The 12,073-nt window shown below is 46.7% G+C and carries 9 protein-coding genes; 1 reads left to right on the forward strand and 8 read right to left on the reverse strand.

The features are described 5' to 3' along the window. The first annotated feature begins 104 nt into the window (after window positions 1-104). The gene (gene udk / locus A7975_RS24060) at window positions 105-740 is read left to right on the forward strand and encodes a uridine kinase (protein WP_053373140.1); all 636 of its coding nucleotides are present in this window, start codon (window positions 105-107) and stop codon (window positions 738-740) included. A gap of 76 nt (window positions 741-816) precedes the next feature. Here udk and A7975_RS24065 read toward each other — a convergent pair whose 3' ends face one another. The 8 genes from A7975_RS24065 to A7975_RS24100 form a co-directional block, all read right to left on the reverse strand. Then, on the reverse strand, window positions 817-4,296 hold the full coding sequence (locus A7975_RS24065; RefSeq protein ID WP_065386785.1) for an S-layer homology domain-containing protein: 3,480 nt from the start codon (window positions 4,294-4,296) through the stop codon (window positions 817-819). 332 nt (window positions 4,297-4,628) lie between these two features. After that, window positions 4,629-5,336 (reverse strand): ABC transporter permease, encoded by a 708-nt coding sequence (locus tag A7975_RS24070; protein ID WP_053373142.1) that lies wholly within the window; start codon window positions 5,334-5,336, stop codon window positions 4,629-4,631. Then, on the reverse strand, window positions 5,333-6,181 hold the full coding sequence (locus A7975_RS24075) for an ABC transporter ATP-binding protein (RefSeq protein ID WP_053373143.1): 849 nt from the start codon (window positions 6,179-6,181) through the stop codon (window positions 5,333-5,335). Before A7975_RS24075 ends, A7975_RS24070 begins: the two co-directional genes overlap by 4 nt. Before the next feature lie 173 nt (window positions 6,182-6,354). Then, entirely contained in the window at window positions 6,355-7,446 is a 1,092-nt protein-coding gene (locus A7975_RS24080) for a LytTR family transcriptional regulator DNA-binding domain-containing protein (protein ID WP_065386786.1), read from the reverse strand. A gap of 158 nt (window positions 7,447-7,604) precedes the next feature. Then, the gene (locus tag A7975_RS24085; protein ID WP_065386787.1) at window positions 7,605-8,756 is read right to left on the reverse strand and encodes an MFS transporter; all 1,152 of its coding nucleotides are present in this window, start codon (window positions 8,754-8,756) and stop codon (window positions 7,605-7,607) included. A gap of 180 nt (window positions 8,757-8,936) precedes the next feature. After that, window positions 8,937-10,034 (reverse strand): polysaccharide deacetylase family protein, encoded by a 1,098-nt coding sequence (locus A7975_RS24090; RefSeq protein WP_053373146.1) that lies wholly within the window; start codon window positions 10,032-10,034, stop codon window positions 8,937-8,939. A gap of 212 nt (window positions 10,035-10,246) precedes the next feature. Next, window positions 10,247-11,092, reverse strand: a complete 846-nt coding sequence (locus A7975_RS24095) for a carbohydrate ABC transporter permease (protein WP_065386788.1) — start codon at window positions 11,090-11,092, stop codon at window positions 10,247-10,249. Between the two features lie 11 nt (window positions 11,093-11,103). After that, window positions 11,104-12,006, reverse strand: coding sequence for a carbohydrate ABC transporter permease (locus tag A7975_RS24100; protein WP_053373148.1), 903 nt, complete (start codon window positions 12,004-12,006; stop codon window positions 11,104-11,106). Window positions 12,007-12,073 lie beyond the last annotated feature (67 nt).

A 12,073-nucleotide genomic window follows, 5' to 3' on the forward strand; every position in this document is an offset into this window, starting at 1 on the left:
GCTTGATTGTACGATTGAGATGAAAAAATGTGAAGGCTATGCTACAATACTAAAATTGCTGAAATTGCACCGGCAATACAATTAGGGAGGTTTATTTAATCGCCATGCTTATTATTGGAATCGCCGGCGGCACCGGTTCGGGCAAAACAACGGTTGCCCGCTCTGTTATCGACCGTCTTGGATCAGAAAAAGTCACATTCATATCCCAGGATAATTACTATAGTAACCCCATACATCTCAGCCTAGACGAACGCAAGATGATTAATTATGATCATCCGTTATCTTTTGACATCGAGCTGTTAGCTCGCGACCTCCTGCTTCTTAGAGAAGGCAAAACCGTCTATGCGCCGGTCTATGACTTTTCCCTTTTTGCACGTGTTGAGGGTGAGTCGGTAGAGCTTAAGCCAAACAGCATCGTCATTCTCGAAGGACTCCATGTGCTGTATGAAGAGAGCATCCGTAACATACTCGACATCAAAGTATTCGTCGACACCGATCCCGATGTCCGTATTCTCCGCCGAGTGCTTCGGGATATGGAGGAACGCGGACGGACGATCCAATCCGTGCACGATCAATATTTAAAAACAGTGAAGCCTATGCATGAGGCCTTTATCGAGCCTTCCAAAAAGTATGCCGATCTGATCATCCCAGAGGGCGGACACAATGAGGTCGGCATTCAGCTGTTGTCCATCTTGACCGAAAAATATTTGACAGACGATACGGTATTAACGGACGTTTAATGCTGAAAATCGACAAAAAAGAACCTTCAGCTCACCTTTTGAGTGGCTTGAAGGTTCTTTTTGTTATCCCATTCGTTTAGATATGAAGGCTGTCAAGCAGCCTGTAAATCATAGCCGCAGCTTCTGCTCTGCTAGCTTCGCGGTCCGAGCGGAACGTAAGATCTTTATAGCCCGTAAGAATACCAGCCGTTACAGCTGTATTAATGGAGGACTTTGCCCAAGCCGGAATGGCGGCAGCATCTTTAAACGAGATCTCTGCGTTTGCCGGCTGCTGCGAATTAGCTTTCAAAGCGTTCGCGATCATCACGGACATTTCTGCGCGTGTAATCGTTTGGCTTGCTTTAAACCATGTTTTTCCGTTTTGCTCGTAGCCCTTCAAAATGCCTGCTTGTACAGCAGCAGCTACATCACCTTTAGCCCATGCTGGAATCTCGTTGTTATCCGCAAAGCTGGTATTCCCCGAAGCTGCTGGAAGCCCCAGCGCCTGGACAATCATTTTCGCGAATGCTGCGCGCGTTACAGTCACCTCAGGACGGAACGTATTGTCCTCAAAGCCTTGAATGACATTCATGCCAAGCAAACGAGCCGTATATGGAGCTGCCCAGTGAGCGGTCACATCGGAGAGCACTTTCGGCTCCGCTTGGTAAACCGCAAATTTGGTGAAATGCTTAACGCTAACTGTAATCGTACCGTCCGCTCTAACATCTCCGCCGATATAAACCCAGCGCTTCTGCTGCTCATTGTAGTAATAGATCGCAGCTTTCTTGCCAGCTTGCACTTGCTCTTGCTTGTAGTTGAAGGTAATGTCGATCGGCTTGTTAAACGTGCTGCCTGACGTGCTAAGGAACTCTACCGTAGGGCTAAGCGACTCAAGCGTTCCTGCCGATGGCACGGCACTCGCTTCAACGACCTTCGCGCTTATTTTTCCATCAGTAGCAACCGCGTCGGCAGGCACCTTGAAAGATACAACATTTTTAACCGAACCTTCTGTGCCTTTGGATGCATCAAGCTCAACCTCTACTGAAGTGACCGGCTTTGGCTCTCCCTTCGGCGGGTTCGTCACAACCGGACCCGGGCCTCCAGTGCTGCTTCCAGGATCGTTTCTGCTTATGGTAACGGTGCGTGTTATTTCATCCGCCGCATTGCCTGCACGGTCGCTAACGTTATACTTCAGCGTATAAGTTCCGGCAGTCGAAGTGTTCACCGATCCCGTGACGGATACCTTATCGGCTACCCCAGTGTTATCCGTTGCTATAGCACCCTGCTCCGTATAGGCGTTGCCCACGTTTAGATTAATCGTCTTTGCTCCTACAAGAGTAAGCACCGGCTTGACGCGGTCAATATTAGTTTTCACCGGCAATGAGGTTTCGTTGCCAAGCGTATCCTTAGCTTTGAACAACAGCGTATGCTCGCCATCCTGCGACACTACGATTTTGCTTTCGTTCTCGTATGGCTCATACTGTTGTCCGCCGTCCTTCGACACGAGCAGCTCCGCGATGGAAACCGGCTTGTAGACGGATGCATAGACGCTTACCGTTACGTTTTTGTTCGTCCAGTCGCCATTTTTCAGAATTTGGTTGCCCTCTGTGCTCAATTTTTCTTGAAGCTTCAGTCCGGCAGCATTCTCCGCGCCTTTCACCGAGGCATAGAAAACTTTGCTTTTGGACACGTCGCCGCGCGTAGCGGTTGCGGTCAAAGTAACCAACGCATCATTTTTCGGACGAAATCCGAACTTCCCAGTATCGCTGATCACTTGCGGGTTGGAGCTTTTCCAAGTGAGGGAAGTACCGTGCAGGCTTTGCTGCGGCAGCTCAATATCGGATTCTACTCCGATCGTGTTGCCTAAATCCAGTACATTCAGCGCATCGCTCACCGCTTGGTCATTGCTGTATGGCTCGGTCTTTACAAAGATTGGGTTGGAATAGAACCATAGATCCTTGTAGTTGCGATCGTTAATTTCGTTAAATCTCTTCATAGATTGAACATCTTTATCATTCTCGAAACTCCGGTCGTCTTCCACTTTCGCGTCAATAAGCGGCTCGCCGTTTTCGGTTTCGCCAGCAACGTCTACGCCAAGATTTGTTCCTCTAAGCCTAAAATACTGGTCCTTGTTGGCAGCGTCTAAATTGTACGTAATTACATTGTAGCCTTCTGCATCCGTTGTCCAGTCTTTGCTCGTAAATCTCGCAATAACCTTCGTTGATTCATTCGTATCTTTGTTGTAATTCGGTGATCCTGGCTTAACCTCGCCTGTGACATCGCCTGCAATTAGATCAACATGATCTACGTTAACCTCATTCGTTACATTGCTAGTATGCGTATATCTGTCGTTAACTGCAGGTGTTACACTTTTGATGACGGCATAGTTGTTTGTTTTTGGGCTTTTGAACCGAATCGTCAGCTTGAGCGGGTCGCCTTCTTTTACTTTAAAGTCCTCTCCCATCTCGCCTTTACCCGTTTCGTTTGCAATATTGAAATCCAGCGCATTGATCAGATTACCGTACGCGGAAAACGATTTGCCTGAGCGCATGCCCTTCAGCACGGCATTCATATCATTTCCATCTACCCAGGTATAGTTCTTTGAGTACTCACCCGGCAAATAACCGCTGGAAAATCGATCGCCTGCTACTTTAAAATGGAAATCTGAATTAGCAAAGTTCCAGAAGTGGCGCCCTTCGCCGAGCAGCGCATCCCACACGCCTCCGACCTTCGCGATCATATAGTCAGAACCGCCATACGTTTTGTTTTTCGGATTGTTTTGATTCAAGCCGCCGCGGTCAGGCTCCATCTGGTTGCCCGGCATGCCTTCCATTCCGAAAACGACATTAGGAGCAATATTATTAAAATCGCGGATATCGGAAATTTGGAATATCGTTTTCCCGTTGGCTAGTTTTCTTGAAGGATGATTAATAATCATATAGCTTGAGTCATTGTAATTCGAAGCCAGCCACTTCACCGCAGTCCGGGCGTCCGCTGCATTTGAATAGGCCCGTTGATCCTTCTGATCCCATATAGCCCTATCCTCTGCCTTAAACAAATTGGCATCACGATTCGTAAATAAATACTCAAACTGGCTCGATGCCTTCATGCTGCCATCCAAAATGCCTACGCCCGTATGGTCGTAAGTTGGCATATCCCATTCAAAGCCCGTAAACGTAATTTTGCCTTGGTATTTGCCTTGACCTCTCAGTTCGTTGATTTTTTTCGTCTGATAATCAACGATAGCTTGGGAAAGCGGAATCGGTCCGCCTGGTACGTTATGTCCCTCGTCATCACGATCCGACATTCTGAGGTGATCGGATAAAGCCAACCAGTCCATGCCGTATGTTTCAAAGCCTTGGTCAAGCACGGTTTGAAGGGATTGCTGCGCATCATTCGAAACGTAGGTATGGACATGGTAATCGCCCGCCATCCACTTTCCGCTGCTTGGAGCCGCAGCTTTGGTTAGCTGATTATTTGTGTCTGCAAAAGCAGTAGTCATTGAAATGTTTTGTCCTAGAATACTTGACGATAGAAGAACAGCTGTTGCCAGCTTGGCCCACTTGCTAGATAACATGTTATAAACCTCCGTTATAATGTTGTACTTTCATTCGCTTGTTTAATAGCATGCTAAGCTTCTAGAGAAGACCCCCTCATACCTATTCATATGAACACATGTCTAAAATTAATGGATAGGACTTGCTCTGTCTATACGTTTGAAGCAAACCATACAAATTCTTAACAATAGCGTTAACAGAGGAGGAAATGCCTGTAAAACGGGCAAAAATAAAATAAACGGCTAGCAGATACAGCATCTGTCAGCCGTTTATTAAAGAGCATTATTTTTTAAAACAATGACATATAATCAAAAAAATGTATTTTTAGTTTTTTTGCCAATCTTTCGCTCCATTAATCCATCATGCTTTTCTTGTACACATATACAGATAAGACATGAATGGCGATTGCCCACACTAGGATGATCCCCATATTGGGCCACACATCCACCATGCCAGCACCCGCCTCCACTTGGCGAGCCAAGTCGATAAGCTGAAAGTTCGGCATATACTCAACGATACCTAGAATCGGATACTTCTCGATGAAAGGAATGACAAGCGAGCCAAAAGTAAAAATAAGGATGGCAGGCACAATCGCAACCGAGGCTTCCATAACCGACTTTGTAAGCAGCCCGATCCAAGTGCCAACCCCTAGGTAAAAAATCGCGGACAAAAAGAGCGCCGCCGTGACGATTAACATATTTTTCGGATGATAATCGATCAGCATCGACGAGAGAAAAACAATGACAGCGGTCGAAATGAAGGTCAGCAAGCTTTTGCCGCAAAAAATCTCAAACGTGCTGGCTGGCGACAGCATTAATCCGCGCAGCGTATTCTTTTCCTTCTCTTCGGCAATGAGCGAGGACTGAATATAGGTCGCCACCATAATAAAGGCCATATTGATAATCATATACTGGGCATCAACTGTCCCGCTATCCAAGCGCCCAAAAATCGCCGCCATGATTAACGGAATGAATAGCGTCATGGACACATACAGATTGCGTGATAAATCCTTATAATCCTTTTGCATAATCGTCATTACGCGCTTCATGGAAAAAGTCATGACAATGCCCTCCCTGTTACCTCTACAAAAATATCGCCAAGCGTCGGATTATTGGTTTGAACCGACACGACTTGATTCAAGCTCATATAGTTGAATAGCTGCTGCGCGCCTTCAGCCCCCATGGGAACGATAGCGCTAGTTCCATTGTTTAACTCTACCGTTAGCGTAGCATCCCCATGCTGCTCGCGCAGCTTCCTTGGCGCATCCAGCAGTTGAATTTGCCCGTTGTTTAGGAAAGCAACCCGGTCGCACAGCGTTTCGGCTTCGACCATGTCATGTGTCGTCAAAAAGATTGTCGTTCCCTTCTCCTTTAGACGCGTCAGCCCTTCATAGACATGCTTTGTGTTGACAGGGTCCAGAGCGGACGTTGGCTCATCAAGAAACAGCAGCTCCGGCTCATGCAGGAAAGCGCGTGCCAAGGTCACCCTTTGCGTCATCCCTCTGGATAGCTTGGAGACCATTTTCTTGCTCTCTTTCTCCAAATTCACCATCTGAAGAACCTCGTCGATCCGTTTCGCAGGCACATCATACAAATCACAATACAGCTTCAAATTATCGTATACGTTCAGCCGGCCATACAAGGCGGTGTTGTCCGTAATGACACCCATTTTTTTACGGTATTTCTCTTCCTTCAATCGGCTTGCAGGCACCCCCAATACAAAAGCGCTTCCCGATGACTGCTTTAGCTGTGCCGTTAATATTTTAATCGTCGTCGTTTTGCCCGACCCGCTTGGCCCTAAAAAACCAAAAATTTCACCTTTTCTTACATTAAAGGATACGTCCTTCAACGCTCGAAAATCTGCAAATGATTTTTCTAATGAAGTCACTTCAATGATATTTTCCATCGCGATCACTACCTCCGTCTTGTTATCCGATCTACTCTAATCGTAGCCTCGAACGAAGGCAGGCGCATTATATTCCCGTTGAAAGGAGCATACGGAGGGATGAATGGCGCGTATTTAGCGGTGAATGGCGCAGTATCGGCGTTGTTTGGAGCAGCCGGCTGGGCGAATGGAGCTTATTTGAGACCTATCATGTCCTTTAATTCCGCCATTTTTGTTTTCGACAAAGGAACCGACGACTTGGCTTGGTCATCGAGCACAAGGCTGTAGCTGTTGCGCGTATAGGTGACGATTTCTCTTACCTTTTGCAAATTAACGATGTAGGAACGATGGCAGCGAAAAAAACCGTAACTTTGCAGCCGCTCCTCCAGCTCATTAATTTTGAAAGACGTCGGATAGATCTCGCCCTTAATATAAAGATTGGATTGCCCTTCGCTGCTTTCGATATAATCGATTTCCGGCGGATTGAACAAAATAATTTTGTCATTCATCCGGGTAGGAATTTTCTCGAACCTGACTAGCTGAATGATAGGCTCATCTTCGCTTGTTTCCTCTTCGTCCGCCAATTGCTGCTGATCTTCATTATGGTTAGCTGTCTCGGAGGGCGCCGCTTGCGGAGCATCCTGCGTATCTTGCACATCAAATGCCTTTAGCCCTTTTTCATCTAGTCGATATACGCGGCTGGTCACACTTAGCGCCGTTTCCATATTGCCGGTCAGAACGAGCACGCCTTTGCCGTTATCGCTCAGCGCTTGGACCATCCTCTGGAATACGAGCTTCGTTTCATGATCGACGTTTTGGTCCGGCTCCTCGAATACGTAAAGCGCCGGGTCCTGAAACCATAAGCGTGCAAATTGAATTCTGCGCTTCTCGGACAAACCTAGCTTAGCTACCCTAACATTTGCTTTGGCATCCAGCTTTGACGTGCGGATGGCCTTGTCTACCGCCAGATCAGACCCGTACAAATTTTTGTAAAATATAAAATGCTCCTTTACCGTTAGCCGCTCGTACAGCCCGTCCTCTAACAAAACAAAACCGATTTGCGAAACATAAGCCGCTTTATTCGTCGTATATGCCTCATCATTCACTCTAATCTCGCCGCTCGATAACGGCATTCTTCCGCTTAGCATAGCGATTAGCGTATGCCGCACGCTCATGCCCGCATAGAGCGCGACCACCTCATGCCTAGCCACTTCTATATGAAAAGCAGGGAATACGAGCACGTTTTCCGTATATCTCTCTAATTCCCGAATCGTAAGCACGGTCATTTCATCACCTAATCTATTTTTAATTTAAATGAAATAGTATCCATTTGACCAATCAAGTATACAATACGGGCTCTCATTCCGAATACACAGGGGCGTTAAATTAAAAAAAAGGCCGCTCCAGTAAGAGACGACCTTTTTGCTGCGCCTAACCTTCAGCATTAAGCTTCGATAACATGGCTGGCGGATTTCTGGTGATGCCGGCTTGAAAGAAACAGCAGCGAAGCTGCAGTACATAGACAGAAGAGGATTAAATAAAGGAATGGCGCCCCAAAGCGGTCAACAACCATGCCTCCCATCGCATTTCCGACAATTCCGCCAAGCCCCCATGTTACTGCCGCATATACGGTTTGAAGCGTTGCCTTCGTCCCCTCTGTTGCATAGCTCTGTACGATTTCTACCGATGTGCCGGCTACAAAAGCAAACGCGATCCCGTTCAACAGTTGAACAGCCAGCGTCAATGAAACGTTAGCGAATGAGAACAAAAAGAAATATTGAATGCCATAAATGGCGGCGGCCAGGCATAACAGCTGATATTTGCCGATTCTTTTGCTCAGCTTGGTCGCTACCCAAAACATTGGGACCTCAATAATGGCGGCAATCGCAAAAGCGCTGCCGATCCAGCTTTTATCGAAGCCCATTTCCTTAAAGTACAGCGGCAAAAAGTTCATATTAATGGATGCCGACATCATCATCAGCATGCTTGTGACCACAAATATCATAAAAGGTTTATTGCGAACAACCTCGCCCATTTGACCAAATAACGTCACTCTTCTGCGGGAAATCCGGGCTGCCGGAAGAAGCATTAGCGACAGGCAGACCGTTGTACTTATAACTAGATAATAAATAAAAATATCGGTGTAGCCAAATCTTTCGTACAAAATCCCCGTCGAGAAGGTTCCTACCGCATAGCTTAACGCTCCCCACAGCCTAACGCTGCCGAATGAGAAGCCCCTTTTGCTGGCTATTTCCACTGCCATTGCGTCGCCGATCGGTCCGCCAGAGGATTGAAACCAAGCGAAAAATACAGATAAAACAAGAATAGCCGCAAGTCCATGCGTAAAATGGAATCCTAAGCCGAGAACAGGAGCCGCGATGGCACAAATCAACATGATTTTTCGCGGTTTGTTAATGCGGTCGTTGATGAGGCCCATCACGGGCTGGGCAATGACGCTGACTAAAGCCCATAAAGATAAAATAAGGCCAACCGTGGTGTGGCTAAAGCCTCTATCGCTAAAATAAAGGCTCGTATACGGCATAACGACTGACATGGCCAGATAAAATAAAAAATAATAGCCTGCTAATGATTTCACCCGAGCTTCTCCTCTTTTCCGCAGCAAACTGACTGATATGTTAGCTATCCGTTCAATGGTTCTAACAACTCATTGGATTATAATATTCATCATTGCCTTTGTAAATTTGAAGATCATGCTGCTAAAGGGCAAGACAGAAAGAGCCGCCTATAAATGGGCAGCCCTCTATTTACTTATTTCCTATTGATCTTCCACAATCTCGGCTTGCCAGCCTAACTGAACGCACATTTTGTGCATTCTGCGAATATCCTGCCTGGCCTCAATTCGAGTTAAGCCAAGTCTGTTTGCCGTCTCCACAGCCCAGCGAAGCATATAGACCAAAGTGTCCGCCTGCGCCTCCTTAGCTGCAAAATCGAGTAATACGAGCGTATCTTTCATAACGCCAGCTCGAACATAACCCCAATAGGAGCCGCTAAATTCCCATAGATAAAATAACTGGCGATCTTCTATCGTGCGAAACTCATGGAGCGAATTTTCCAGATGCTGAAGCCAATCGCTCTCGGAGGTGAAATTTTGCGTATATTGCCTAATGTGCCAATCTATACTTTGGGCCGCTATCTCCGCAAGCTGCTCACGGCTGCTAAGTGGAACCCAATTCTCCGCAGGAAGATCCGGCTCGGCAGGAACCTCGACTGTAATTTTCCATGATTTATGGCCCGCTTCTATGCCAAGCGATTGCAGCAATTCAGGTATGCCTATGGCTTTAAGCCCTCTTTGCTTCGCCATTCGGATCAGCTCCCTGAGCGCCTCGGGAGAATGCTTCGCAATATCATTGCTATGCATAACGACAATCGCCCCGTTAACCAGACCCGGTTCAACCTCTGCAACGATTTCTTCGGCTGGAACGCCAGCCCAATCGCCGGAATCGATTCCTTCGATATCCAGATAACCGCCCCACTCCGCAAGCCATTCCAGATTTTCCTCATTGTACGAGCAGTAAGGGAAACGCATAAAGGCTGGACATGGCAAGCCTGTTGCATCCTGATAAGCAAGCTCGGTTAGCTTTAGCTCCTCAAGAAATACAGACTTTGGCACCTGCGCCATCCTGCGATGGTGATACGTATGAGGGGCAAGCACATGCCCGCGGGAAATCATTTCTCTCGCTTTATAAGGGAACTGATCGATCCATTCTCCGGTGAAGAAAAAGGTACCGATGACGCCTTCCTGCTCTAGAACATCAAGCCATCGTTCCAGTGGAAGCTGGGAAGGACCGTCATCGAATGTAAATGCACAGATTGCCTGGTTGGTATTTCCCTTCCAAACTGCTTCAGCCGCCATGTTTCCGCCTCGCTTCTTTCGGTTTATACCCTGTATTATAGACGAGGTTTCCTTGTGATTCTAATATTGTCCTCTCCATATGTAATACAATCTTACTATCATTAGTGAACGCCCTCCGACCAGCTAGTCGATTTTCCTTGTTTGGAAGCACGAAGAAATGCAGCGCGCCAAAAAGGACACTTTGATAAAAGTGCCCTTTCGTGTAGTCGCCATTATTTGACCGCACCGGCCGTAATGCCGCTCGCGATCTGCCTTTGAAAAATAATATAAATAATAAGGACAGGAATAATTGTGATGAGCAGCGCTGCGAACAGCGGCCCCCACTCTGTACGATACTGCATCTCGGCTTGCATTACGCCTATTTCCACCGGCAGCGTGTATTGCTCAGGATCATTAATGAGTATCGTACCTACGATATACTCGTTCCAAATGTTCAAGATGTTCACAATGCCAATGGTAATTAAGCCTGGCTGTGATAACGGAAGCATGACTCTAAAGAATGTCCCGTAATACGAAGCGCCATCCACGATTGCAGCCTCTTCCAGCTCCTTCGGCAGCGATTTGAAAAAACCAACGAGGACAAAGATGCCGAACGCAAGCAGGCTTGACGTATACACAAAGATCAAACCGATCTTCGTATTAATGAGGCCCATCGAATTCATTAAGAAGAACAAAGGAATAAGCGCAAGTACAAACGGAACCATCATCGACGAAATATAGAGCAGCAGCAAGGCATTGCTCCCTCTAAACTTATACCTAGCCAAGACATAGGCCGTCGTTGCCGACAACAGCAAAGCGAGCAGGGTCGAACCGAAAGTAATGACGATCGAGTTCACGAAATAGGTGTCAAAATGATATTTGTTCCATACATACGAGAAGTTGGACCACAGCAGCGGCATTTCGGGCAATGACCATGGTGCATTCAAGAAAAATTGTTCATTATTTTTCAAGGAATCAAGCAGCGTCCATAGGAGGGGATACAAGACGGAAATGCCCCACAGCAGCAAAATGACATAAACAATCAGCTTGGCGACCGGATTTTTAATCTGTAAATTCATCTTTATCCCCCTTAGCTCATCTCAACGGTATCGTGACGCATTAACCGTTGAAGCGCGATAGTCGTAATTAATGAGAGGACCAAGATCATAAAGCCGATCGCAGCGCCGTAGCCAAAATGAAATTGACGGAATGCCATTTGGTACAAATAAGAGCCCATAACCTGCGTGCTGTTATCCGGTCCGCCCTCTGTCATAATCCATACGATAACGAAGGAGCCATTGAGCGTTGTCATCATAATATTCAAAATGGATACTTTGATTTGCTCCCAAGTCAGAGGAACGGTAATGCTCCAAAATTGCTTCCACTGGCCCGCGCCTTCAATGTTAGCCGCCTCGTAATAGGATTCGGGAATGCTCTGGATGGCAGCAATCAATAGGATCATATAAAATCCGATACCCGCCCAAATGGCCGGAGGCAGCAGCATCCAAATCGAGTGATCGGGAAAGCCAAGCCATGTTATCGTCACTTTTTCCTTCGTGAATAACGATAGAAAACCATTTAAGAAGCCGATTTGCGGATTATATATAAAATTCCACAATACGCCGATAACTACGACGGAGATGACATTCGGAATAAAGAAGATCGAGCGGAAGAACCCAGCCAGCCTAAAGCCAAAGCGGGTAAGCGCTACTGCAAAAAACGTCGCGAGAAGCATAATGCCGATTATTTTGCCCGCAACTAGAAAATAATCGTTGCCAATCGCTCGCCATACAATGGGATCGTGAATCATCTCTTTGAAATTATCAAGGCCGATAAACGTTTTTTTGTCCGACATGCCGGACCATTCGAAGAAGGAATAATACAAGCTTTGCAAAACCGGATAAATCGTAAATACGCCAAAAAAGAGAAGCGTCGGAATGATGAATGATGCAATAAATATATTTCGCTGCCATTTTGCCGTCCCTGAGCTCATGCTACCCATCCTTCCAAGTAAACTCGCAGAAGGTGACCAAAGGGCGTTATGCCTCGATCACCCGCTG

This window comes from Bacillus sp. FJAT-26390, from assembly GCF_001682865.1.
Taxonomy (GTDB): domain Bacteria; phylum Bacillota; class Bacilli; order Paenibacillales; family Paenibacillaceae; genus Pristimantibacillus.

Excerpts from the sequence above, each read along its gene's own strand:
- udk (WP_053373140.1), top strand. The coding sequence starts at position 105 with ATGCTTATTATTGGAATCGCCGGCGGCACCGGTTCGGGCAAAACAACG.
- A7975_RS24065 (WP_065386785.1), bottom strand. The coding sequence starts at position 4,296 with ATGTTATCTAGCAAGTGGGCCAAGCTGGCAACAGCTGTTCTTCTATCG.
- A7975_RS24070 (WP_053373142.1), bottom strand. The coding sequence starts at position 5,336 with ATGACTTTTTCCATGAAGCGCGTAATGACGATTATGCAAAAGGATTAT.
- A7975_RS24075 (WP_053373143.1), bottom strand. The coding sequence starts at position 6,181 with ATGGAAAATATCATTGAAGTGACTTCATTAGAAAAATCATTTGCAGAT.
- A7975_RS24080 (WP_065386786.1), bottom strand. The coding sequence starts at position 7,446 with ATGACCGTGCTTACGATTCGGGAATTAGAGAGATATACGGAAAACGTG.
- A7975_RS24090 (WP_053373146.1), bottom strand. The coding sequence starts at position 10,034 with ATGGCGGCTGAAGCAGTTTGGAAGGGAAATACCAACCAGGCAATCTGT.
- A7975_RS24095 (WP_065386788.1), bottom strand. The coding sequence starts at position 11,092 with ATGAATTTACAGATTAAAAATCCGGTCGCCAAGCTGATTGTTTATGTC.
- A7975_RS24100 (WP_053373148.1), bottom strand. The coding sequence starts at position 12,006 with ATGAGCTCAGGGACGGCAAAATGGCAGCGAAATATATTTATTGCATCA.